Annotated in this window: 23 protein-coding genes; 3 read left to right on the top strand and 20 right to left on the bottom strand. The window is 58.8% G+C overall.

What is annotated here, in order from left to right; genetic code table 11:
* Nucleotides 1-86: 86 nt before the first annotated feature.
* The 6 genes from RX972_RS08635 to RX972_RS08610 form a co-directional block, all read right to left on the bottom strand.
* The gene (locus RX972_RS08635; RefSeq protein ID WP_099270849.1) at nt 87-407 is read right to left on the bottom strand and encodes an MSMEG_0570 family nitrogen starvation response protein; all 321 of its coding nucleotides are present in this window, start codon (nt 405-407) and stop codon (nt 87-89) included.
* 1 nt (nt 408) lies between these two features.
* Nucleotides 409-1,437: a sll0787 family AIR synthase-like protein gene (locus RX972_RS08630; protein WP_316874049.1), complete on the bottom strand. Its 1,029-nt coding sequence runs from the start codon at nt 1,435-1,437 to the stop codon at nt 409-411.
* Nucleotides 1,430-1,990, bottom strand: a complete 561-nt coding sequence (locus RX972_RS08625) for an MSMEG_0567/Sll0786 family nitrogen starvation N-acetyltransferase (RefSeq protein ID WP_316874047.1) — start codon at nt 1,988-1,990, stop codon at nt 1,430-1,432. Before RX972_RS08625 ends, RX972_RS08630 begins: the two co-directional genes overlap by 8 nt.
* A gap of 27 nt (nt 1,991-2,017) precedes the next feature.
* On the bottom strand, nt 2,018-3,100 hold the full coding sequence (locus RX972_RS08620) for an MSMEG_0568 family radical SAM protein (protein WP_231673468.1): 1,083 nt from the start codon (nt 3,098-3,100) through the stop codon (nt 2,018-2,020).
* Nucleotides 3,087-4,055 carry a Nit6803 family nitrilase gene (locus tag RX972_RS08615; RefSeq protein WP_316874045.1) on the bottom strand — a complete coding sequence of 323 codons (969 nt, stop codon included), beginning with the start codon at nt 4,053-4,055 and terminating at the stop codon, nt 3,087-3,089. Before RX972_RS08615 ends, RX972_RS08620 begins: the two co-directional genes overlap by 14 nt.
* 179 nt (nt 4,056-4,234) lie before the next feature.
* Entirely contained in the window at nt 4,235-4,717 is a 483-nt protein-coding gene (locus tag RX972_RS08610; RefSeq protein ID WP_027900808.1) for an MSMEG_0572/Sll0783 family nitrogen starvation response protein, read from the bottom strand.
* A 239-nt stretch (nt 4,718-4,956) separates the two neighbouring features.
* Here RX972_RS08610 and RX972_RS08605 point away from each other — a divergent pair, with 239 nt between their 5' ends.
* Nucleotides 4,957-6,858 carry a sigma 54-interacting transcriptional regulator gene (locus tag RX972_RS08605; protein WP_316874041.1) on the top strand — a complete coding sequence of 634 codons (1,902 nt, stop codon included), beginning with the start codon at nt 4,957-4,959 and terminating at the stop codon, nt 6,856-6,858.
* 154 nt (nt 6,859-7,012) lie between these two features.
* Here the strand turns inward: RX972_RS08605 and RX972_RS08600 are convergent, their stop codons facing one another.
* The 13 genes from RX972_RS08600 to RX972_RS08540 form a co-directional block, all read right to left on the bottom strand.
* Entirely contained in the window at nt 7,013-7,732 is a 720-nt protein-coding gene (locus RX972_RS08600; RefSeq protein WP_316874039.1) for an alpha/beta hydrolase, read from the bottom strand.
* Between the two features lie 61 nt (nt 7,733-7,793).
* Nucleotides 7,794-10,136 (bottom strand): type II secretion system secretin GspD, encoded by a 2,343-nt coding sequence (gene gspD, locus RX972_RS08595; RefSeq protein ID WP_316874037.1) that lies wholly within the window; start codon nt 10,134-10,136, stop codon nt 7,794-7,796.
* Entirely contained in the window at nt 10,137-10,661 is a 525-nt protein-coding gene (locus RX972_RS08590) for a general secretion pathway protein GspN (protein ID WP_122708766.1), read from the bottom strand.
* Complete coding sequence (gene gspM, locus RX972_RS08585; RefSeq protein ID WP_231673473.1) at nt 10,658-11,311, bottom strand: type II secretion system protein GspM; 654 nt, start codon at nt 11,309-11,311, stop codon at nt 10,658-10,660. The genes RX972_RS08590 and gspM overlap by 4 nt, the downstream gene beginning before the upstream one ends.
* Nucleotides 11,286-12,359, bottom strand: a complete 1,074-nt coding sequence (locus tag RX972_RS08580) for a type II secretion system protein GspL (protein WP_122708767.1) — start codon at nt 12,357-12,359, stop codon at nt 11,286-11,288. The genes gspM and RX972_RS08580 overlap by 26 nt, the downstream gene beginning before the upstream one ends.
* Nucleotides 12,356-13,090, bottom strand: coding sequence for a type II secretion system protein GspK (locus tag RX972_RS08575; protein ID WP_095098762.1), 735 nt, complete (start codon nt 13,088-13,090; stop codon nt 12,356-12,358). Before RX972_RS08575 ends, RX972_RS08580 begins: the two co-directional genes overlap by 4 nt.
* Entirely contained in the window at nt 13,087-13,707 is a 621-nt protein-coding gene (locus RX972_RS08570; protein WP_122708768.1) for a prepilin-type N-terminal cleavage/methylation domain-containing protein, read from the bottom strand. Before RX972_RS08570 ends, RX972_RS08575 begins: the two co-directional genes overlap by 4 nt.
* On the bottom strand, nt 13,704-14,081 hold the full coding sequence (locus RX972_RS08565; RefSeq protein ID WP_122708769.1) for a type II secretion system protein: 378 nt from the start codon (nt 14,079-14,081) through the stop codon (nt 13,704-13,706). Before RX972_RS08565 ends, RX972_RS08570 begins: the two co-directional genes overlap by 4 nt.
* Entirely contained in the window at nt 14,078-14,515 is a 438-nt protein-coding gene (locus RX972_RS08560) for a GspH/FimT family pseudopilin (protein WP_080238180.1), read from the bottom strand. The genes RX972_RS08565 and RX972_RS08560 overlap by 4 nt, the downstream gene beginning before the upstream one ends.
* Before the next feature lie 9 nt (nt 14,516-14,524).
* Nucleotides 14,525-14,956 (bottom strand): type II secretion system major pseudopilin GspG, encoded by a 432-nt coding sequence (gene gspG, locus RX972_RS08555; protein WP_255880212.1) that lies wholly within the window; start codon nt 14,954-14,956, stop codon nt 14,525-14,527.
* Between the two features lie 25 nt (nt 14,957-14,981).
* Nucleotides 14,982-16,184, bottom strand: a complete 1,203-nt coding sequence (gspF, locus tag RX972_RS08550) for a type II secretion system inner membrane protein GspF (RefSeq protein ID WP_231676278.1) — start codon at nt 16,182-16,184, stop codon at nt 14,982-14,984.
* On the bottom strand, nt 16,181-17,914 hold the full coding sequence (gspE, locus tag RX972_RS08545) for a type II secretion system ATPase GspE (RefSeq protein ID WP_027900821.1): 1,734 nt from the start codon (nt 17,912-17,914) through the stop codon (nt 16,181-16,183). The genes gspF and gspE overlap by 4 nt, the downstream gene beginning before the upstream one ends.
* Nucleotides 17,915-18,012: 98 nt before the next feature.
* A complete protein-coding gene (locus tag RX972_RS08540; RefSeq protein ID WP_027900822.1) occupies nt 18,013-18,240 on the bottom strand; it encodes a hypothetical protein in 228 nt (75 codons plus the stop codon).
* A gap of 482 nt (nt 18,241-18,722) precedes the next feature.
* Here RX972_RS08540 and RX972_RS08535 point away from each other — a divergent pair, with 482 nt between their 5' ends.
* On the top strand, nt 18,723-21,488 hold the full coding sequence (locus RX972_RS08535; protein WP_316874024.1) for a beta-glucosidase: 2,766 nt from the start codon (nt 18,723-18,725) through the stop codon (nt 21,486-21,488).
* Nucleotides 21,489-21,536: 48 nt separating this feature from the next.
* Here RX972_RS08535 and RX972_RS08530 read toward each other — a convergent pair whose 3' ends face one another.
* A complete protein-coding gene (locus RX972_RS08530; protein ID WP_255878922.1) occupies nt 21,537-22,190 on the bottom strand; it encodes a TetR/AcrR family transcriptional regulator in 654 nt (217 codons plus the stop codon).
* Nucleotides 22,191-22,444: 254 nt separating this feature from the next.
* Between RX972_RS08530 and RX972_RS08525 the strand changes: the two genes are divergently transcribed.
* Nucleotides 22,445-22,684: a hypothetical protein gene (locus RX972_RS08525; protein ID WP_027900825.1), complete on the top strand. Its 240-nt coding sequence runs from the start codon at nt 22,445-22,447 to the stop codon at nt 22,682-22,684.
* Nucleotides 22,685-22,713 lie beyond the last annotated feature (29 nt).

Genomic DNA, 22,713 nt, shown 5'->3' with positions numbered 1-22,713 from the left:
GATGAACGATGACGCGGTCTGACATTAAATCGCGTCCAGCACCATCGCGGGCAAGCCCGGCTCCCACACGACCGCAGCATGCAGGCCTAAAAAGAACTCCACCCCGAGCTGGGCACCCGCCCGCCGCCTTCGGTGCGCATACTGATAACCTCCACAGCGCCGTCTTCCTGACGCATGGCCTGGCCCTTCAGGGAGTTGAGGGTGTCCATCGCCGAGCTGCAGTAGAAGCCTTTGACCTGCTTGACCCGCTCCGAGGCATTGTTGAGGCCGCCTTCGATGCGTTCCAGAAAGTCGGCCAGCGGGTAACTGGCGCCTTCCTGCAAGTGATCGTAAATCACCGTCGAAGGTGAATAGCCGGAGGCTTCTTTGCCGTTGGGCCAGCGAATGGTGAAATTGACAGCGGGCATGTCAGTGCTCCTGTGGGATGGTCAATGAGGACAGATCAAGATGGGCGTAACTGAAGCCGGTAAAGGCCTGCTCGCCAAGATTCCAGAACTCGGCGTGTTGCGAACCGGCCTGCACCGTCAGCGCGGCACTGGCGTTGACCTGACCGATTCGCTCGCAACACAGCCCTTCAAATGCAAAGGCGGCCTGCACGCGAGGCCAGTCCTTTTCATCAAGGGTCATGAGAAAGCCGTAGCTGGGGAAAACCTGTAGCCAGCGCTGTGGATCAGCATCCGGCGGACATGGCAATGCACTCAAATCCACATGCCCACCACAACCGGTGGCCTCCAGCAGCATCAGCAGGCTGCCCAGTACCCCGGCGTTGCTGATGTCCTTGGCGGCATGCAGCAACTGCGCTTCGGCCAGACGCGGCAACACGTCCAGCTTGCTGCGCAGCCGTGAGGCCGGGACACCCTCGAAGGCCTTCCAATAGGTCGTGTCCGCGTGCCACTGGCCTTCGAGGTCCACCGCCATGGCAATCACCTGCCCCGGCGCGACATGCAGGCTGGAAAGCAACTTGCTGGCGACCCCGGTAATCGCCACAGCCAACGCAGTCGGATTGCCGTTGGCCAGACTGGTATGCCCGCCCGCCAGCATCAAACCGTAGGCCTCACACGCGGCGCGAATGCCGGCCAACACTTGCTGGGCGGCGTCTTGATCATGGTGCCAATACGCGTTGACCACCGCTGTGGCCCGACCGCCCATGGCGGTGATATCGCTGACATTGGCCATCACTGCCGACCAGCCCGCGAACCACGGGGCGGCGCTGACGAATCCGGGCAACATGCCTTCAATCGCCAACAACTGATAATGCTCACCGCAGGCGATGGCCGCCGTGTCGTCGCCGGGCAAGGCGTAGAGTTCGGCACGAGTCATTACCTTGTCCGCTTTACCGATGACCGCTGCGGGCTGCTGAATGGCCTGCTTGGAAAGCATCGCCGGGGTGTTTCGCAACAGTCCGAGCAGCGCTGGCAGATCGTTGATCTCACGCATGGCGAGCCGCCTGCAAGGTACGAAGCGATACCTGACGCGGCATGAATGGGTAGCGCGTCAAATCGGCCTGCATCAGGCAATGAGGCTGGCCGAGCAACTCCAGGTGACTCAGGGTCTGCCAGTGCAGCGTCTGGAAATACAGTTCATTGGCTGCTTGTACGGTGGCGTGAAAGATTTCGCAGCCCAGATCCTTTGCTCGCGACACCGCTTCATTGACCAGTGCCTTACCGATCATGCTGTGGCGTCGATAGGCTGGCGCAACGCACAAGCGTCCGCCAAACCACACGCCAGGTTCGGGCTGGTAAATCCGTACCGCGCCGACCACCTGATCGGCCATGCCGCAATTACCGGCCAACGCGACAATCGCGATCGCCTGAAAGTCGTGACCGTCCTTGTCTTGCGCCAACAGTTGTTGCTCATCGGAGAACACCGCACGGCGCAGTGCGTAATACGCCTGTTTTTCCCAGTGCTCGGTGGCCGGTTTAACCAACAGTTCACCGGCACGAAAAGGCTCGAACGTGCTGTCGACAAGAGCAAAGGCAAGACTGGACATGAGCGTTTCTCCCTTGGGTAAACCGGCTTACTCGTAGTTCTTCAAGGCCGAGCACGCGCCACACTTGGCGCAACCGGCGTTGATCTGTTCGGAATGCAAACCGTGACGACGCAGGCTGGCGCCAATCTGCGGATACAAGCGGGCCATCATGGCGCTGTCGGGTTTGGGATGACGGGCCAGTGGCGTGCCGTCGATGGGTACAAAAGGCACCACGAACGGATACACCCCCAATTCGCACAAGCGCTCACTCATTTCGGTGATCGCCGCTTCGCTGTCGCCCAGTCCGGCAAGGATGTAGGTGCTGACCTGACCGCGACCGAACACCTCGACCGCCGCGCTGAAGGCTTCGAAATAACGCGTAAGGGGCACTTCGGCCTTGCCGGGCATGATCCGCTGACGAACCTCGTCAGTGACTGCCTCCAGGTGCATGCCTAAGGACGCGACTCCACTGTCGCGCAGTCGCATGAACCAGGCGTCTTCGTCCGGCGGCTCGCATTGCGCCTGAATCGGCAGATCAACTGCTGCCGTCACTGCAGCGGCGGACTCACACAGAATCGCTGCGCCGCGATCAGGCGTTTGTGGCGTGCCGGTGGTCATCACCATGTGCTTGACGCCGTCCAGTTCGACTGCAGCTTTCGCCACTTCAGCCAGTTGCTGCGGACGCTTGCGGGCAATGGTTTTACCCGCCGCCAGGGATTGGCCGATTGCGCAAAACTGACACGAAGTGCCGCGATCATTGAAGCGGATGCAATGCTGCAGCACAGTCGTTGCGAGCACATCGCTGCTGTGCAATGTGGCGATTTTCCAGTAAGGAATACCGTCATCGGTGCTCAACCCGTAGAACTTCGGCACGCCCGGCATCTGTACCTGACCGACCTGCAGACCCTGACGAAAAATCAGCGCCTGGCTGCCATCTTCACTGGGTTGCGCCTGATACGGAGAATCCTGAGAGGCCTGATTGAGGATCGGCACCATCATGGTCCTGCTGCCGAAACTCAGCGCCTTGTGGTCCGACGGCCCTGCTCCGCCCTGCCGCGACAGACCGTTCTGCGCGGCGGGCCAGCGCACCCCGTGACATTGCAACTCGGCCAGCAATTCATTGGTCTGCATGGGCAAGCTCCTCGGTTTTCAGTTGAGCGGCGCGCTCGTGCACATGCGCGGTGGGCGTGCGGTCAATCAGCAGGCTGAGCAGCTCCGGCCGGCTGTAATGCCCCACCGAATCCATCATGCGTTTACGCTTGTCGATCAGAGACAGATCCAGATTAGCAATCACCCAGCCTTCCTCCGAACGGAGCGGCTCGCCGAGCAATTTGCCTTCCGGCGAGACAATGGCCGTGAAGCAACCGCCGGAAATCGGCGCCAGACCGCAGCCGGTGTCCTGCATGATTTGCCCCTGCTGCTCAGCGTCCAGCCAGGCTGTGGCGTTGACCACAAAGCAGCCTGACTCAAGGGCGTGATGGCGGATGGTGACTTCGATCTGCTCGGCAAAAATGTCTCCTACCAATGAGCCGGGGAACATCGCGACATGAATCTGCTCGCCGTCGGCCATCAAGGCATAGCGGGCCAAAGGGTTGTAATGCTCCCAGCAGGCCAGCGAGCCGATACGGCCGACCGCGCTGTTCACGGCACGCAAGCCGGAGCCATCGCCCTGCCCCCAGACCATGCGCTCGTGATAGGTCGGGGTAATCTTGCGACGGTGCTGAATCAACGTGCCGTCGGCATCGAATAACAACTGCGCGTTGTAGATCGTGCCGCCATCGCGCTCGTTGACGCCGATAGACGCGACGATCCCTGCCTCACGACAGGCCTCACCGATCTGCCGGGTCACGTCGGAAGGCACCGTGACGGACTGTTCAAGGAGTTTCAGGTGTTCCTTGCCCATGGCGAATGGCGGCTGGACGAAGGAAAAATAGGGGTAATACGGCACCACGGTTTCCGGAAAAACCGCGAACTGCACACCTTCGCGCCCCAGCGCCAGCAAGGTTGTGCAGAGCTTGGCGACAGTGGCTTCCCGGGAGTACAACACCGGGCTGAACTGAACGGCGGCGGCGCGGATGGTGGTCATGGTGGAGGTCCTGAAAATTTGGGCGGCTTTCATGAAACTGATTTGAAATGAGATCCAACTGTGGGAGCCGGGCTTGCCCGCGATGCATGAGACGCGTCTTGAAGATACACCGCGTTATCGTTTATCACGGGCAAGCCCAGCTCCCACAGGTGCATTCCATGCAGGCACCGCGTGTTCTGTTACGCCGTCCAGGTATCGATAATCATCGCGCCCTCGCGGCGCATCAGCAGGCGCAGGTCCATGACGTCCAGTGGGTTGATGGGACGAATACCCTCGATCAGGGCTTTTTCGGTCTGGCCGTACAGGGCCTGCAAGGCGAAGCGGCAGGCGTAGACTTCGCCGCCTTCGGACATGAACGCTTTGATCTGGTTGTTCACCGCCAGATGGCCGGGGAAGGCTTCTGCACCCAGCGTCGGGAAACCACGCTGCACACCCAGTTGTACGCCGGGTCCGTACAACAGGATTTTGGTTTCAAAGCCTTTGCGCAGCAGGCGCTTGGCCTGGAGCATGTTGACCAGGCCGATAGAACCTTCGAAAGCGATGGTGTGAAACGTGAGCAGGGCTTTTTCGCCCGGTTCGGCTTTGACGTCCTCGAAGACTTTTTCTTCGTAATTGACCAGGAAGTCGCCGTCTTGATAGTGAGCAATGTCCACGCTTGGCATATCGTCGTTCTCCAGTAAGTCATGTTTTTATCAGCGGCTTGAAAACGCCGGGGTGACAACAGGACAAGAGCGAACGCCGTGCCAAAAATAAAAATGTTGTCCGTATGCGGGCTAAGCCACTGATTATCAAAAATATTAAGATCTGATCCGGTTTTTACGGACCTATCTGAGCCTATCGCCGGATCACGCATTCCCGTAGAAATACGAATCTTCGTAGCGCTGGATCACGAGATTTCGTAATGAGCGAGCCAGATTCACTGACCGGCTGGGCCGACCTGGCCTATTCTTCGCGGCACATGGTGTTCGAGCACTGCGCCGAGGCCATCGTCCTGCTCGACCCCGTAGCGGATCGCTTCGGCGACCTGAACGTGGCGGCCTGCAAGCTGCTCGGCTATCCGCGCCAGGAACTGCTGGAGCTGCCGGTCAGCAAATTGTTCGGTCATCAACTGGCCGACCTGATCGTCTTTACTCAAGCCGTCATGAATAAAGGACGCGGCTGGACCGAAGAGCTGAGCTGCAATTGCAAGACCGGCGAGCGCATAGAGCTGGAATTGTCAGCAACCATTCTGCAGGTCAAAGGCAACCCACAGCTGATTCTGGTCATGCGTGAAGCCAGCCATGAGAAGTACCAGCGTGATCAGGCCCATACCGAGCGCACCATGCGTGGCGGCCTGCTGGAATGGCGCAATATTCTCAACCTGTTTCAGGAAACAGAGCGCGATAATCAGTTGCTGCTCAGCGCGGTGGGCGACGGCATTTACAGCATCAACACCGATGGCCTGGCCACCTTCGTTAACCCGGCTGGCGCACGCATGCTGGGCTGGGAACCGGCAGACATGATCGGCAAGAACATCCACCGCATTCACCATCACACCCACGCCGATGGCAGCCACTACCCGGTGGAAGACTGCCCGATTTATAAAGCGGTACGCGATGGTGTGGTTCATGAGGGTCGGCAGGAGGTCTTCTGGCGTCGGGATGGCAGCTCGTTCCCGGTTGAGTTCACCAGCACGCCGGTGATTGCCGATGGTCGAATTGCCGGTGCGGTGGTGGTATTCCGCGACATCACCGAGCGGCGGACCACGGAGAACCAGCTGCACAATGCGCTCGAAGAGCTCAAGGTGCTCAAGCAGCGCCTTGAAGAGCAAAACGCGTATCTGCAGGAAGAAATCCACATCGAACACAACTTTCGGGAAATCGTCGGCCAGAGCGAGCCGATCCTGAAGATCATCAAACAGATCGACGTCGTGGCGCCGACCGACGCCAGCGTGTTGATCAATGGCGAATCCGGCACCGGCAAAGAATTGATTGCCCGGGCGATCCATCAGGCCAGTCGACGCAGTGCCAACCCGCTGATCAGGGTCAACTGCGCGGCGATTCCCACCGAGCTGTTTGAAAGCGAGTTCTTCGGCCATATTCGCGGTGCGTTTACCGGAGCGATTCGTGACCGTGTCGGACGTTTTGAACTGGCGGATGGCGGCACTCTGTTCCTTGATGAAATCGGCGAGATACCACTGGAGCTGCAAAGCAAACTGTTACGAGTTCTACAGGAAGGTCAGTTCGAGCGCGTCGGCGAAGAACGCACGCGCAAGGTTGATGTGCGAATCATCGCCGCGACTAACCGGGACTTGCGTCAGGAAGTGACTGCCAAACATTTCCGCGAGGATCTGTACTTCCGCCTTAACGTCTTTCCTATCCAGTCCCCGGCCCTGCGCGAGCGGCCGATGGACATTGCGCCATTGGCTGCACACTTCCTCAAACAGACCGCCAAACGCTTGAACATGCCGGGCCGCCGGTTGCGCAACAGCGACATCGAACGCCTGCAACGCTATTCATGGCCCGGCAATATCCGTGAGTTGCAGAACGTTATCGAACGAGCGCTGATCACCTCTCACGGTGCGGATTTGAATATGGACCTGCCAGACGAGCCCAACAGAACCGAAGCCGCCCCTGCCCTGCTTCCCGCCACGAGCATCATGACCGACGCTCAAGTGAGAGAACTGGAACGAAGCAACATGCAGGCGGCACTCAAGGCCTGTAATGGCAAGTTGTTCGGCAAGGGAGGTGCAGCAGAGTTGCTGGGTTTGAAACCGACGACATTGGCGTCGCGGTTGAAGCGGCTGGATATTGAGGTGGGGTGAGAACAGCAGCAAGGCCTGACGCATTTCCCGCGCAACTGTGTGGGAGCGAATTCATTCGCGAAAGCGGTGTGTCAGACACAAGTATTTTTGCAGGCTTGCCGCCTTCGCGAATGAATTCGCTCCCACGTGGACCTCATTCACAAACCCATCGCAACTACTGGGTTACCTTCTCGAGCCAGCCTGCCAAATCATTGACCTCAGTCTCGTTCACACCGTGAGGCAGCCGGGCATAGGCGTGGTATTGCGGCTTGAGCCCCAACGCTTTCAGGTACGACTCGGCATCGCTCGCGCCCTGCACCGGGATCAGTGTGTCGGCTGTGCCGTGGCCGATGAAGACAGCGAGTTTGCGCAGCGCCGGATCAGGCTTGAGTTCCGCCTTGAGCACCGGCAGCATGTGGCCACTCAATGCTGCAAAGCCTCCCACCAGACCGGGATCACGCAGCGCCACTTCGTAGCTCATCATGGCACCCTGACTGAAGCCCACCAGAAAGACCTTTGACGGCTGGGTCTGGTATTTGCTCGTCGCCTGTTCAATAAACTGCTTCAGCAATTGCCCGCTGCTTTCAAGGTCCGACGTTACGCCGTCGTAATAGGCAGAATCCCGCTTCGGGGTGAACCACTGATAGCCCTCCTCCCTTGCGTTCATCGGCGCCCGCACCGACAGGTAGTTGTAATCACTCGGCATCAGCGAGGTGAAGCTGAGCAGGTTGGTTTCATCGCCACCGTAGCCATGTAAAAAGATGACCAGCGGCTTGTCTTTGACTTCAGTGCTGGCCTGTTCCACATAAGCCAGAGGCAGATCACGCAACAATGGCTGCCCGGCCTGAGCCAACCCGCACATGGCAAACAACATGAAGGCAAACACTTTCAACATTAATCAAGACCTCGGATGAGCGCTGCCTGTCTTCAGGACAGCGCTAAGTGGGGGGTAAGGATCAATCGTCGATGCCGGTGTGGCTGACCCTTTCCGGACGCAGCAACTGCATTTGCTGACGATAATCATCCGTCACCTGACGCGACTGGCTGCTGCTGGTAATCACACGTGGCGTGATCAGCACGATCAGCTCGGTGCGCGCCTTGGATTTGCTCGTGGTGCCGAACAACCAGCGTAGACCGGGAATATTGCCCAGGTACGGTATCGAACTGGAGGTCTCGGCATTGTTCTGATTGATCAGACCGCCGAGCAGCACCGTCTGGCCGCTTTGGACGGCAACCTGAGTCGACACCGAACGGGTGGAAATACTCGGGTTGGCCTGGGTAGCGGTGATAGTAGACGTGTCCGCATTACTGACCTGCTGCTGGATGTCCATGTACACCAGACCGCCCGGATTGATCCGTGGCACCACATCCAGAATCACACCGGTCTGTATATATTCGACGCTGCTCAGGGTGGTATCGGAGTTGGTGGTGTTGACTGTGGTCTGGCTGATCGGGATGTTGTCGCCGACCTGAATCTGCGCCTGCTGGTTGTTCATCACCACCAGAGACGGCGCTGACAGCACCTGGGTGCGGCCGTTGGTTTCCAGCGCACGCAGGGCGACCTGCAGGTTGCTGCTGACGAACGAGTAAAACAGCGAGGAATCACCCACTGTCACCCCGCCACCGCCCAATGCGCCCTGGCTGCCAGCGGCATTGGCAATGTTGGTGGTGCCAGAGTTACCCGCCAGACGGCCGAGATACCATTGCACGCCAAGGTCGAGTTCGCCGGTCAGATTGACTTCGAGAATCCGCGTTTCGATCTGTACTTGCAACGGCGCGTTATCGAGGCGCTTGATGGCCGCTTCGATTTCCTTCCACTGCGCCGGACGGGTACGGACCAGCAACTGGTTGCTGCTCTTCTGCGCAGTGATACGGGTGCTCGCGTCGATGCCCTTGGGCGAGTTACCGGTACCGCCGCCCTGCTCCGCGCTGGTGTCAGCTTCGCTGTCGACGTTTTCTTCGCTGCTTTCGCTGTCCTGCTCTTCGTCGCCACTACCCATGCCCTGGTTCTGGTTATTGCCCATCCCCATGCCGCTGCTGGTACCGCCCATGCCGCCGCCCACGCCACCGAAACCGCCGGTGCTGTTGTTCATGCCATTGGAGGTACCACCCGAGCTCAACGACGAGAGCGAGCGGGTGCGCAGACCCGGTGCAACCTTGGCCGCAGAGTCGTCCTTGATCGCGCCATTACCGTAGATCTGGCGCAGGTATTTGGCGAGGTCGGTGGCTTTCATGTTGCGCACATCGTAGACGTACATTTGCGGCTCATTGCCGCCACCCTCGTCGATGGTCCGGATCCAGTCACCCACTTCACGCAGGTACTCCGGCTGCGAAGAAATCGCCACCACGGAGTTGGTCCGTTCGATGGGCAGGAAACGCACCATGCCCGCCAACGGCATGCCGCTGTCGGGGCCGAACATTTTTTGCAGTTCTGGCATCAGCTCGCCAACCGAGGCGCGCTGCAAACCAAACACACCTACTGACATGCCCTTGAGCCAGTCAACGTCGAAGGTATCGATGGTGTCCTGATAGTTGGCCAGTTCATCCGGCGTACCCGACATGCTCAATACGTTGCGTGCCGGATCAACCAGCAGGAAGGCGTTTTCCCGGGCGAACGGCTTGAGCAGTTTCTGCATCTCGGTAGCCGAGATATAGCGCAGCGGGAACAGCCGCGCCGACATGCCGGCTGCGGGCTGGGATACGGTCATTTCCGGCACAAGCTTGCCCGCGACCGCCTGATTGGCGGGCAGAATCACGTAGCGATCGCCCTGCTTGATCATGGCGTTGTCAGTCCAGGAGAGCAGCGTCTCGAGGATCGACAGCGCTTGCCGCTTGTTGACCGGCTTGGAGGTCGAAAAACTCACCTCACCCTTAACGCCTTGAGCAATGCTGTAGTTCTCGTGCAGCAGGTCGCCCATGATGCTGTTGATTACGGCTTCGATGGGCTGGTTGGTGAAGTTGAAAACGATGTCACCGACTTCAGCGTTACGGCCTGCAGGCGCTGAAGATGGCGACGCGGCCGTCGGCTTGCGCACGAATTGCTGGTTGCCACGGATCAACTGCCGGGTAGGCGCTGTGGCGGGTTGAGGCTGCGACGCTTCCTGCGGAACCTGCTCACTGCGCGGATCAACCGGCGGACGTTGCGAGCCGGTGCCGTTCAGGGCCTCGCGCAACATGTCGCTGTCTTGATCGTAATTGTTGGGCGCTGTGGCACAACCGCCGAGGGCGACAGCTGTGGCCAGGCACAACATGGGAGTGCGCAAGCGAGGGAATTGACGAACGCCTGAAGAAGTAGCCATTTACTGGGTGGACTCGCGAGGAAGAGAAATCGGTGGTGTTTTAGACGGCGGCGGCAAACGCAGCGCACGCAGCGCCAGGCTTTGAGTGCGACCGTCGGAAGAAAAATCAGCTTGCATGGGGGTCAGCTTTTCCAGCTTCCAGCCGTTGGGCAGCGACTCGCCCTGGTGCACTTTCAGTGGTGGTCCGTCAGTACGTTTGATCAAGGCAACGCGCAGTTCGCCGTCGATCATGATACCGGTCAACGTCAGGCCTGCGAGACTGGATGCCTGAGCTTTTCCAACCGAGCGATCCGGCGTGCGGTCGGTACTGAACAGCGGGGCCTGCCAGGTTTGCGCAAGGCTTTGCAGCGTAGCACTCGGGGCGACAAGGGCTTTTCCGGCTTTGTCATTTTGCGAACGCGGAGCCTGTGCCGGCAACCAGTCCGGGGAATTGGCAGCGCCGCTGACAATTGCGGTAATGACCAGACCGAGAACGGCCGCCAGACCGAGCAAGCCCCATTCGGTGGAGCGCAATGAACCGATCATTGGGCATCCTCTTCAGTGTCGGGCGCGTCTTGAGCTTCGGACGCCTCTTCAACTTCAACGCCTGCCGGTTGCAGATAACCACGGACCAGTAAGTGCGCGACCAGCTTGCCAGCCCCGCCTTTAACCGGCGCATCGGCGCCACGGCGCACGCTCATTTCATCGACAAAGAGAAACGGCCGCTGGTATTCCAGCTCGTGCAGGATCGCGGTCAATGGCTCGATGGCGCACTCCAGGGTCAGGCTGACCTTGACCTGGCGGTACGGCTCGGCGCTGTCCTGTTCCGGAGTGATCGGCATGCGCTGGGTCAATGCACAGCCGCCACCGGTGCTCGCGTGACTGTTGATCAGGTCGGCAATGCGCTGCATCAGATCGGCAGCCACGGCGCTGGGATCATCGCCGGGCAACAGGCTGGTGCTGCTGGCAGGGTCATTGCGGGCCTGTTCCAGTTGCTTTTTCAGCGTGTTGCCCTGGCTCAGCAAGCCCGCGTAACGCTGCTGCTGCTCACGTAGCTGGTCGGCCTGAGCATCGATTTCACGCAGCGGCCCGGCGAACCAGCTGTCGATCAGCAGCCAATAGGCGAAGCACAGCACCAGCGCCAATACGATCAGCGCGGCACCGCGACGTTCACGGCTGGTCAGTGGTCGGCGCATTTGCGGCCTCCTGATGCAAATGGGCGCGCAGCGAGAAACGATCCTTGCCGGTTTGTGGGTCAGGCTGAATGACGCCCTGGAATTGTGCGTTGTCCAGACTGTGGCAATCTTTCACCCGGGCAATCAGGGCGCTGGCCTTGGCGCTTTGCCCGGAAAACGAAACTTCGGCGCTGTCGGTGATTTCCAGTTGGTCGATCCAGGTGTCACGCGGCAAGCAAGCCGTGAGTTCGCTGAGCAGCGATGCATACGTCGGCTGCGCGGCTTTACGCTGGATCAGGTAACTGGCGGCACCGCGGGTATTGGTCAGTTGCTGACGGATTTTCTGAATCTGCGCGACCTGGGCTCTTTGTGCCTGGACGGTGCTTTGCATTTCTTCCAGCAATTGCTGGCGACTGTTGAGCCAGAGAAACATGGCGACGATCAACAGGCCGCCGCACAGCCACAGGAGTTTGCGTTGCAGGCCCAGACCATTGCTTTTCTGCCGAGGACGCAACGGAGCGGGTAGCAGGTCAACACCCAGGCGGGGCGCGTGATCACTGCCCACATCCACGGCGTGCGGCTGCAAGCCGAGGGTTGCGCATTCATTGAGAATCGCATCCAGCCGCTCGCGCAGAATCGCTACCAGCGTGACATGAATAAAGGCGCCGCTGCGCTTGTCCTGCCGGGCAACAAAGTACAGCTGCGAGGCATCGTACGGCGTAAATCGGTCCAGTTCATAACCAACCACGGTGTTCAGGTCCCGGGCAGCGGCCAGAGGCAGTTGCAGGCTTTGCACAAGCACCATTGACGGCGGCAGCAGTAAAACCTGTTGTACGTTTGCAGGCAGGACCGGCAACGATCCCACCAACGGCCAGGCATGCAAGTGCTCTGGCGTGTCGTGAATCAACAGCCGCTGCAGTTTCTCGGGCATGCAGGCCCGCAGTTCCGCCAGCCACAATTGCCAGCCGCGTTGCAGCAGGCTGCCGCGCCACTGTTGGGCGATACGCTCGGCAAGGGCCAGTAAGGGCGCAGGCAAGGTCATCTGCCGCGCTGAAAATAGTCGATTCATTCTTGCCAACGCAGGACCCGATAAGGCTGTGCGCTTCCCTCCGATGGGCTCAATAAAACAGTGGTCTGTAGCTCGGCATGGAAACCGCCGGGGCGTTGCGCGTAACTTTCGATCATTAATACTTCACCCGGATCGCTACCCACCGCGCTCTGGTTTGGCAGGTTCAAGGCCCGCCGCAACAACGGCGATGCAAAAGCCGGTTCAGGTCGGTCCAGCCCACTCCACAAGGTCACTTCCGGCAGCATCTGGCGATACAACGCCTGAGTCATGCCCGGTAATTGCCTGACTTCTTCAATCACCCGCAGCGGCGGCGAACCCGAACCGCGACGGCTTTCAATCTCCTGGGCCATGGCCGCAGCCTGATCTTTCCCGGCACCGCAAGCCTGGGCCAGACGGGCAATGTCACCCGCCACTGCACTGTTCAAATCCAGCTTGCCGCGCTCGCTGCGCACCCTGATCCGCAACTGCGCATCATCAAAGCGCAATGCAACTTCCCGGCCATCGGCGATCCAGCGTTTACGTTCCAGCGGATCGCTCAAACCTTTGACTGCCATCGCCAGACCAGCCTCTGCTGCCAAATGCGCCTGAGTGTGTTGCCGGGCCCACAATGCCTGGCGACTTTCCAGTTGCACCCAACTGGCCAGACTGCCGAGTAACAGGCTAAGAAGCGCCAAAGCCCATAACACCAGCAGCAATGCGACACCGCGCTGTTTATCGGGTACCGCCCTCATTGGCCGCCCGCTCCACCAGACAAATCCAGCCGCAGCGCCACTACTTCAGTCAGCCATGGCACCGGGCCGTTGAGCTTAGCGTCGATCCGCACCGCTCGCGGCAGGCGCGTTGGCCAGGGCCAGTCGGCCATCCAGCCAGTGGGCTCACCTTTGGGTGTGACACCCCGGTAGCTCAAACTCAACGACTCAACATTACGCGCCAGCACCTGCGGGTCGCCCCACGGTCTGGAAGTGGTGCCATCGGCTGTGCTCAGAATCTGCGCGAAAGCGACCTGCAACTCCCGACCCTTTACCTCAAGGGTGTGCAGCTGAATCCCGCCGCCCAGCTCCCCCGGCAACGTGGCAACAAATTGCAGGCGCTGGCTTGAGCCGACAAAAAAGCCGCTACTTTCGCTGTCGTCTTCCGAACTGTCCAGCGGTAATGCCTGACCAATGGAATCTCGGAGGAAATTCTGCGCCGCACGCATCTCGTCCAGGCTGGTGGTGTAACGCTGGGCTTTGAGCACGGCCCGGTTAGCACCGAGCATCGCGCCGCCCACCAGAACGAGCAATACACCCAGCAGGCTCAGCACCAACATGATTTCCAGCAGCGTGAAACCACGCTGAGCCGGTCTCAAGATCCGGCTCCGGTGACTGCGCCACGTAACCTGAGTGTGCTGAACTGTGCCCGGCGCTGATGCTCACGTACGTCAAGGTCCAGCCGGAACATTCGGGCCTGACCGTTGCGTCCCGGCATCTGCTGGATATCCAGCTGCCAGCTGATATCGCCCGCCAGAACGCCTTGCCGTGTACCGCTTTCCAGCGGACCGGCAGCTTCCTGATCCAGGATCGTACGCGCCGCATGTGTCAGGCGATCGCTGTGCGACACTTGTTGCAAGGACCGTGCGCTCTGCCCAAAGGCCACCAATAACACGCTGCTGCACACCGCCATCACGGTCAGCGCTGCAAGCATTTCCAGCAAGGTGAAACCACCCTGGCTGCCGCCGTTCATGGCAACGCCTTGGACTGCACGCTGCCGGTCAGCCAGCCGATGTCGATGCGCCAGCGCCGGTCACCATTAACCAGAGTCAGGTTGCCGCCGGTGGAACCGCCGTCCGGGTAAAACTCGACAGTCGAGCCCATCTCCGCAGCCGTCTGCAAAGTCACCTGCAATTCCGGCGGCCAGTGATGAATACGCTGGTCCGGGGCCTGGAAGGCTTTCGACCTGAGATCAAAAACGGTACGCGCCGGTTGCCCGGTGACAATCGCCTTGACCCGTGTTGCGCGTAACGCGTTGACCATTTGCCCGACAGTCTGGCGCTCTTTCGCCGCACTCAGGCCCTGCTGTAAACCGAACCCTACGAGACCAATGGCGATACTCATCAAAACGATGACCACCAGCATTTCCATCAGGGTAAAACCACGGCTTGCAGCACGACTGTTCATGATCGGTGATTATTCCCAGTTGCCCAGGTCAGCGCTGTAGCCTTCGCCGCCTGCCTGGCCGTCCTGGCCGAAAAAGATCAGGTCAAACGTGCCGTGCTGGCCCGGGAAGCGATAGCCGAACGGGTGACCAAACGGGTCTTTAAGGTCCGAAGGCTTGGCATACGGGCCAGCCCAGCCGGAAGCATTGCCGGATTTCTCCACCAGTTGCTGCAGGGTTTTAGGAGGCGAACCGACGTCCAGCGCGTAGCTTTCGATCTTCATCGACAGGCTGGCCAGTTGCGCTTTGCCCGCACCGTATTTGCCTTTGTCGACGTTACCGCCGACCTGACGCACTACAATGGTCGCCACAATGCCCAGCAACACGATAACCGCGAGCATTTCCAGCAAGGTGAAGCCGTTTTGTCTGCGGCCCGGTTTGAAGCGTTTACGGCTGAAACTCATCACAATCGTTTCCTCTTTCGAAAATTCAAATATTGCTGGTCAGGCTCATCAACGGCAGCATGATCGCGAGCATGATCACTGCCACCATCCCGGCCATGACCACGGTCAGAGCAGGCACCAGCGCCGCGAGCATCCGGTCAATGCCGCGCTTGGCCTCGATGTCGAATACATCCGCGACCTTGAGCAACATGCTGTCCAGTTCGCCCGCCTGTTCGCCGACTTCAATCATTTGCAGGGCCAGATCCGGCAACAGCGGCTCGGCACCAAAGGCACTGGCCAGCGTGCCGCCGCCTTTCACTGATTCTGCGGCTTGCGCGACCTGCGCTTGCAGCGCGCGATTAGTACAGACCTGACGAGCAATGACCAGCGCTTGTAACAACGCAACGCCATTATTGAGAAGTGTGCCCAATGTTCGCGCCAGACGAGCAGCTTCGATACGTTGCAGCAGCGGGCCGATGATGCGAATCCCCAGCAGACGACGATCATGACGTTCACGTCGGGCCGGATCCTTGCGGCGCACCATCACCAACCAGATCAAGGCAATCAACCCGGCCAACACCGCCAGCCCGTAAGCACTTAAAAACTCACCCAGGCCGAGGATCACTTCAGTGATCAACGGGATCGGCACGCCCAGATCCTTGAAGATCGGCACGAACTGCGGCACCACGTAGGCCAGCAGCAACGCCAGAGATCCCAGCACACCCACAACAAGAAACGCCGGGTAAATCAGCGCGTTGATCACTTCGCCGCGCAGCAACTGACTGCGCTCCAGGTAATCACTTAGCTGGCGCAAGGTGCTTTCCAGCGCACCGCCCGCCTCGCCCGCACGAACCATACTTATATAAAGAGAAGAAAACTGCGTGCCCTCTTCTTCCAGCGCTGCCGAAAGCGGCTTACCGGCCTTGACCTGTTCGCGAATGCGCTCGATCAACGCCCGGGTCTGCGGCTGGCCGGGCTGCTTGAGCAGGATGCCCAACGAGCGCTCCAGAGGCTGACCGGCACCGAGCAGCGTTGCCAGTTGCTGGGTAAAACTCACCAGCGCCGCACCATTGAGCATGCCGCGGCCGAGTGCATTACGCAGGCCGCCCATACCCGCAGGGTCGATTTGCAGGACCAGCAGGCCGCGCTTTTGCAAAACAGCGACGGCCGCGTCCTGATCCTTGGCATCCAGGGTGCCATTTTGAGCAACGCCCTGACTGTCCAGGGCGCGATATTTAAACAGGCTCAATTACCTTCCCCGCGGGTCACCCGCAAGACTTCCTCAAGAGAGGTGACACCGGCCACTGCCTGACGCAAACCTTCTTCATGCAGGGTCCGTAAACCACCACGACGGGCCGCTTGCTCCAGCGTCGACGCATCGGCATGACGCATCAGCAGGCTGCGCAATTCTTCGTTCATCACCAGCAATTCAGTGATGGCACTACGGCCGCGATAGCCACCACCGGGCGCATCGGGGCGTGGACGGTACAGCATGATGGGACGTTCGTCAGTAAAACGATCAAGTCCGTGCTCTTCTATTAATTCAGGCGGTGCTTCAAACGCTTCGCGAGTCGCAGGATCGAGACGACGCACCAGACGCTGGGCCAGAATACCGTTCACGGTGGAAGCAATCAGGTAACTCTCGACGCCCATGTCCAGCAAACGGGTAATACTCGCCGCCGCACTGTTGGTGTGCAGGGTTGAGAGCACCAGGTGACCGGTGAGCGATGATTGAATCGCGATACGGCAGGTTTCCAGGTCACGCATCTCACCGATCATGATCACGTCCGGGTCCTGACGCACGATGGAGCGCAGCGCTCCAGCGAAGTCGAGACCGATAGCGGGCTTGACCTGAATCTGATTGATACCTTCGAGCTGGTACTCCACCGGGTCTTCAACAGTGATGATCTTGCGTTCGGCGGTGTTCAGCCGGGACAGTGCGGTGTAGAGCGTTGTGGTTTTACCGGAACCGGTCGGACCGGTCACCAACAGGATGCCGTGAGGCCGTTCCAGTACTTCAAGAAATTCGTCGAGGCGTTCGCCGTCGAAGCCCAGGCTCGGGAAGTCGAAATTGATGGTCTGCCGATCCAGCAGACGCATGACCACCGACTCACCAAAACTGGTGGGCACGGTAGAAACCCGCAAGTCGAGCTCCTTGCCTTGAATACGCAGCATGATCCGCCCGTCCTGAGGCAGCCGACGCTCGGCAATATCAAGCCGGGCCATGATCTTCACCCGCGAGATCACCGCCGCCGATGAACTGGACGGCGGCGCTTCGGCTTCGTGCAGGACACCGTCGATGCGGTAACGGACTTTGAGCTGGCTTTCAAATGGTTCGATATGGATGTCGGAGGCGCGATGCTCGACGGCCCGTTGCAGGATCAGGTTGACCAGACGAATCACCGGCGCTTCGGACGCCATGTCTTTCAGGTGTTCGATGTCCTCAAGCGAGCCGCCCTCTTCGTCGAGGTTCTCGATCAGCGTGCCCATGGCTGAGCGACCCTGGCCGTAATAACGCTCAATGAGGGTTTCGACTTCATTACGGGGGCCGACCGACAGCAAGACCGGCACATCGCAGGCGTACGCAACGGCTTGAAACGGATACAGCAGATGCGGATTGGCCGCCAGCACGCGCAAGCCACCGTCACTCCAGCCCAGCGGCACGATCTGGTAGTGACGCATGAAGCGCTCGGTCAACGGCGGCAACGGGTCCAGCAGCGGCGGCGCGGACTCGGCCAGCACCAGCGGCGCATCAAGAAGAGCCGCCCAGGCACGGGCCAGTTCAAATTCGGAGACCAGACCCAATCGGGTCAGCAAGCCCAGCAGCTCGGCGGATTCGGACTCTTGAGCCGATTCCTGAGCCAGACGACGGGCACGTTCCAGATCAACGGTCTTCAGACCGGCATTTTCCATCAACCAGGCGCAAACCTGCTCGGCATCGGGGATCACTAATCGGGAGGTATCGACGGGGGCGGACATATAGGTGCGGGCATCTGTACAGATCGAAGGAGCAAGGGTACCAGCCTCTTGACCGAATCGGGATCAATCAGGAGGCCGGTAGAAAAACGGTTAGACCATCAATTCGAGGTTTTTTGCGAATTGTTTTTGGTGGCGTCGAGAGGACGACCGCCTTTGGTGGTCTGGGCTTGCTGTTTTTTCAACACTTTGGCGTCTTGAGTCTGGGTCAGCACCGTGGAATCGGTAGCACCCGACTTCGCATCGGCATCGGTGGCTTCAGCAGCGATTGCAGCACCAGTAAGTGCAAAACCCAACACCACGCCCGCACCAATAAGAGGCAACTTCATAAACTATCTCCCGCAAAATAATAATAAATAGCTACGCAATACCCACCGAAAAACAGAGGCATTAAACCGCAACTAAGGGGAACCTCGGCATCGTGCCAGCAGCGAAGATGAATCGCTCGCCGAAAATTCTTAAACCAATCGACCAGTAGGTTTAGCATGAGTTCAAATTTGTAAGCAAAAAAAACAAAAATTCACTCAAAACGAGCTTTTGTTTGACATTCCGGGTCGAGAATTGTCTTAATTACGCCGCCAACGCGAATCAAAGTGCCATCTTGTGATGTCACAGTGATATCAAGTAAAGACACGAAACACATAACTCTTACAATATAAATACACGTTTAAAACACTAACTATTGCGCTGAGATTAATACTCGGAAAGTCGCGAAGAAGGTGAAGTATTGCCCGAATAAAAGTTCGTGAGCAGTCAGAATTGAGCAGCCTTTAACAGCATAAAACTTGAAAATTGGTAGTCGGAGTAATACATGAACAAACGGAAAATGATCGGTGCAAAGTATGCACTCGCTTTGCTGGCGCTGGCAGTATCACAGGTCCACGCAGCCACCAGCGCGGCCACTAGCCCTTCGCTGGATGAAGGCAAGGTAAGCCGTGCCGAGAAGGCCGCGGAAAAAACCCTGAAAAAAATGACCCTGGAAGAAAAGCTGGCCTACATCGGCGGCACCGGTGGTTGGGATGTGAAGCCATTGACTCAATATGGCATCCCGCAGATTCACGGTGCTGACGGCGGCGTCGGTGTTCGTTACACCAGCGAAGGCAACGCTCAGGGCGTGGTTTATCCGTCCGGTCCTAACCTGGCTGCTACCTGGAACCCGCGTCGTGCCATCGATCTGGGTCGCGCCCTGGGTTACGACACCGCTACCGGCGGCTACCAGTTCGTGACTGGCCCTGGTGTCAACCTGTACCGCATGCCTTACAGCGGTCGTGCCTTCGAATACCTTTCCGGTGAAGATCCGTTCCTGGGTGCAAGCCTCAGCCCAGCAGTGATTAACGGTATTCAGTCCCGTGGTGTATGGGCGAACGCCAAGCACTACGCAGCCAACGACCAGGAAAGCAACCGCTTCAACCTGGACGAAACCATCAGCGAGCGCGTACTGCGCGAAATGACCCTGCCTGCCTTCGAATCCGCTTCGAAGAACAGTAAGGTCGCGATGATGATGTGCGCCTTCCAGAAGGTGAACGGTGAGTTCGCTTGCGAAAACGAACACCTGATGCGCGACATTCTGAAAACAGAATGGGGCTATCCAGGCTTCGTACAGAGCGACTACAACGCTGTAGTCCACGGTATGAACGCCGCTCAGGCAGGCACCGACCTGGACATGATGGGCTATCAGATGAATAGCACCATCCTCAAGCCTTACCTGGACAGCGGTGAGCTGGACGTAGCGACCATCGATGACAAGGTTCGCCGCATCCTCAAGCAGATCTACCTGTACAAGTTCGACAGCAAAGCGCCATTGACCGCGCACAACATGAACAGCGCCACCAGCAACAAGGTTGCTCTAAACGCTGCGCGTGAAGGCATCGTGCTGCTGAAAAACGACAACAACCTGCTGCCGTTGAACAAGCAAACGGTCAAGAAGATCGCAGTGGTCGGCACCCTGGCCAAGTACGCGCCGCCTACCGGTTTCGGTAGCGCCAACGTCATGGCAGCCCACTACATCAGTGAGCTGAGCGGTCTGCAGCAGCTGGCACCTAACGCCAAGGTCGAGTTCATCGACGGCTTGTCGCTGGACCCGAGCGCCACTACCTGGAGCCACGCAGACAGCGATGGCAAAAGCGTCAGCGGCCTGAAAACCGAGTTCTTCACCAACGCCAACTGGTCCGGTGATGCTGCGGCGACCCGTACCGACAAACACGTTGATCTGGACTGGTCCACTGACTCTCTGCCAGTCAACGGCGACACGTCGAACACTTCGATTCGTTACACCGGTCAGATCACACCGACCACCAGCGGCGACCAGGTGTTCAAGGTCCGTGCCGACGGCGCAGTGCGTCTGTACGTAAACGGCAAGAAGGTCCTGGACAACGGTGACGGCAAGCCGCTGCCGAGCAACAGCATCCCGCCGACCATTCCAGTGTTCGCCAAGGTCAACCTGGAAGCAGGCAAGGCTTACGACATCAAGCTGGAATACTCGCGTCGCAATGGCTACCTCTCCACCATGGGCGGCCTGGTTGGCGTGCAAATGAGCTGGGCTTCGTTGACTGCTCCGCAGGATCTGTCTCAGTACGATGCAGTGCTGGTTGCAGTGGGTAACAGCAGCGAATACGAAGGCGAAGGTTTCGACCACAGCTTCGACCTGCCGGAATTCCAGAACGAGCTGATTCAGAACATCGCCAAGGTCAACCCGAACACCGTGGTGACCATGCACGGCGGTACCGGTCTGAAGATGAGCGACTGGATCGATCAGGTTCCTGCTGCGCTGCACGCGTTCTACCCGGGTCAGAACGGCGGTCAGGCTCTGGCTGAAATCCTGTTCGGCAAGGTCAACCCGTCGGGCAAGCTGCCGATCAGTATCGAACGCAACATCGAAGATAACCCGATCTACGCGACCTTCCCGAAATTCGACAACGAAGAAACGCTGAAAACCATGAGCTACAAGGACGACCTGCTCCTTGGCTATCGTGGTTATGAGAAGAAAGGCATCAAGCCGCTCTATCCGTTCGGTTACGGCCTGTCGTACACCACCTTCGGCTACAGCAACATCACCGTTACTCCGGGTGTCGCAGTGGGCAACACGCCAATCAAGGTATCGTTCGACCTGACCAACACCGGCAAGGTGGGTGGTTCCGAAGTTGCCGAGCTGTATGTTGGCCAGCAGAACCCGAAAGTCGAGCGCGCTATCAAGGAGCTGAAAGGCTACAAGAAAGTGTTCCTGAAGCCGGGCGAAAGCAAGCGTGTCACCATCGAGCTCAACGATCGCTCGCTGGCTTACTACGACGTGGACAGCAAGCAATGGGTTGTGGACGCAGACAGCTTCAACCTGTCGGTGGGCGCGTCGTCTCAGGATATCCGCCTGAACGCCAAGCTGGTCAACCCGTTCCGTCAGGAACTGTCGACCACCACCAGCAACCCGCTGCCACGCTCGGCGCTGAACTCCACGCTGCGTGATTCGGCAGTCAAAACCGGCGGCGTGCTTGATCAAGGCACCGGCGACACCGACACCAGCGAAGGTGATGGCTACGACACCACTGATGACACCACCACTCAAGGCAGCGCAAGCGGTAACTAAGCACTGATTCAAGGATAGAGCCGGACCTCTCACGAGGTCCGGACGGGTTCAGGGACGAACTCTTATCGCTGCATCGACCCGTGCGATGTAGGTATCGAAACGCTCCACCAGATCGACTTTCTCCGGAAAGCGCAGCCACTGGACCTGCAAACCGTCCATCATTGCCAGGATTTCCTGGACAAGTCCCGGCAGGTCGACATCGGCCCGCACCTCTCCCGCATTGACCAGATCGGTAAATTGTTCGATCAACTTTCCGTAAATCAACTCGTAGCGATCCTGAAACCAGTTCCAGGCCGGATGCCCTTCTACCAGGCTTTCTGCGTTGAGAATCGTGAAGGCACGCACCACACCGGGTGCCGTGGCATTTGACCGGTTGATCGCGCGCAAACTGCCCAGCAAACCCGTCAGGCTTTTATCGGCACGGACTTCTTCGGCAATTCGGCTGTTGGCTTTGTCACGCCGATCAAGCACACCCATCAACAGCGAAATCTTGCTGGGAAAGTGATGCAGGAGCCCGGCAACCGATATGCCGACAATCGCCGCCACCTGAGCCACCGAGGCACCGCTGTACCCCTCCAGTGAAAATACCTGCAAAGCAGCATCGAGCAATTCTTCACGGCGTTTTTCGCCCTTTGGCGCGCGACGTTGTTTAGGTCGATCGGCTGCTGCATCCGCCACTCCGGGCGGGGTTAACTGAGTCATTTCAAGCTCCTTGCCAGACAGCTGGCTACCCTACCGGCAAAGACAACCCGTCGCAATCATCCTGCCCGGCCTTAAAACTGAACGCCCGTTCCAGGTTGGCACGTTATTTTCAAGAGCAAGGTGTCAGGCCGCTATTCGTTGCACGGCCGGACCAATCGCCATATAAGGCGCACCAATTAAACGTCTTGTACCCGCGTTTCGTCCAATAACAGTGCGCGCAGTCGATACACTCGCCCTCAGAAAGGAACCCGCTCATGTCCTATCTACTGATGCTCAAAGAATCGCTACTGTCTCGCCTCGCAATCAAAGTAACGCCAGCCCATGAGAGCCTCGCCCCTCAGCCAGAGACGATAAAAACCATCACCGCTTCGGATGCCGAAGCGGGTCAGGCGCATCTGGACCAGTTCGTCGATGGCGTGGAATGGGAAACACTGCTGGTTGATCTGGCCTGCTTCAATGACGGGCCGGAGTACTCAGCTCAGGCGCGTTTCTAAAAGCCCCGTTTCTGAAAACTGTTTCTAAA

The organism is Pseudomonas syringae group sp. J309-1 (assembly GCF_032582135.1).
Classification (GTDB): domain Bacteria; phylum Pseudomonadota; class Gammaproteobacteria; order Pseudomonadales; family Pseudomonadaceae; genus Aquipseudomonas; species Aquipseudomonas quasicaspiana.
This window is presented reverse-complemented; position numbering and strand designations above follow the sequence as displayed.

Bases quoted from the DNA above. Each gene is read 5' to 3' on its own strand.
- RX972_RS08635 (WP_099270849.1), bottom strand. From the start codon at position 407: ATGCCCGCTGTCAATTTCACCATTCGCTGGCCCAACGGCAAAGAAGCC.
- RX972_RS08630 (WP_316874049.1), bottom strand. From the start codon at position 1,437: ATGCGTGAGATCAACGATCTGCCAGCGCTGCTCGGACTGTTGCGAAAC.
- RX972_RS08625 (WP_316874047.1), bottom strand. From the start codon at position 1,990: ATGTCCAGTCTTGCCTTTGCTCTTGTCGACAGCACGTTCGAGCCTTTT.
- RX972_RS08620 (WP_231673468.1), bottom strand. From the start codon at position 3,100: ATGCAGACCAATGAATTGCTGGCCGAGTTGCAATGTCACGGGGTGCGC.
- RX972_RS08615 (WP_316874045.1), bottom strand. From the start codon at position 4,055: ATGACCACCATCCGCGCCGCCGCCGTTCAGTTCAGCCCGGTGTTGTAC.
- RX972_RS08610 (WP_027900808.1), bottom strand. From the start codon at position 4,717: ATGCCAAGCGTGGACATTGCTCACTATCAAGACGGCGACTTCCTGGTC.
- RX972_RS08605 (WP_316874041.1), top strand. From the start codon at position 4,957: ATGAGCGAGCCAGATTCACTGACCGGCTGGGCCGACCTGGCCTATTCT.
- RX972_RS08600 (WP_316874039.1), bottom strand. From the start codon at position 7,732: ATGTTGAAAGTGTTTGCCTTCATGTTGTTTGCCATGTGCGGGTTGGCT.
- gspD (WP_316874037.1), bottom strand. From the start codon at position 10,136: ATGGCTACTTCTTCAGGCGTTCGTCAATTCCCTCGCTTGCGCACTCCC.
- RX972_RS08590 (WP_122708766.1), bottom strand. From the start codon at position 10,661: ATGATCGGTTCATTGCGCTCCACCGAATGGGGCTTGCTCGGTCTGGCG.
- gspM (WP_231673473.1), bottom strand. From the start codon at position 11,311: ATGCGCCGACCACTGACCAGCCGTGAACGTCGCGGTGCCGCGCTGATC.
- RX972_RS08580 (WP_122708767.1), bottom strand. From the start codon at position 12,359: ATGAATCGACTATTTTCAGCGCGGCAGATGACCTTGCCTGCGCCCTTA.
- RX972_RS08575 (WP_095098762.1), bottom strand. From the start codon at position 13,090: ATGAGGGCGGTACCCGATAAACAGCGCGGTGTCGCATTGCTGCTGGTG.
- RX972_RS08565 (WP_122708769.1), bottom strand. From the start codon at position 14,081: ATGAACGGCGGCAGCCAGGGTGGTTTCACCTTGCTGGAAATGCTTGCA.
- RX972_RS08560 (WP_080238180.1), bottom strand. From the start codon at position 14,515: ATGAACAGTCGTGCTGCAAGCCGTGGTTTTACCCTGATGGAAATGCTG.
- gspG (WP_255880212.1), bottom strand. From the start codon at position 14,956: ATGAGTTTCAGCCGTAAACGCTTCAAACCGGGCCGCAGACAAAACGGC.
- gspE (WP_027900821.1), bottom strand. From the start codon at position 17,914: ATGTCCGCCCCCGTCGATACCTCCCGATTAGTGATCCCCGATGCCGAG.
- RX972_RS08540 (WP_027900822.1), bottom strand. From the start codon at position 18,240: ATGAAGTTGCCTCTTATTGGTGCGGGCGTGGTGTTGGGTTTTGCACTT.
- RX972_RS08535 (WP_316874024.1), top strand. From the start codon at position 18,723: ATGAACAAACGGAAAATGATCGGTGCAAAGTATGCACTCGCTTTGCTG.
- RX972_RS08530 (WP_255878922.1), bottom strand. From the start codon at position 22,190: ATGACTCAGTTAACCCCGCCCGGAGTGGCGGATGCAGCAGCCGATCGA.
- RX972_RS08525 (WP_027900825.1), top strand. From the start codon at position 22,445: ATGTCCTATCTACTGATGCTCAAAGAATCGCTACTGTCTCGCCTCGCA.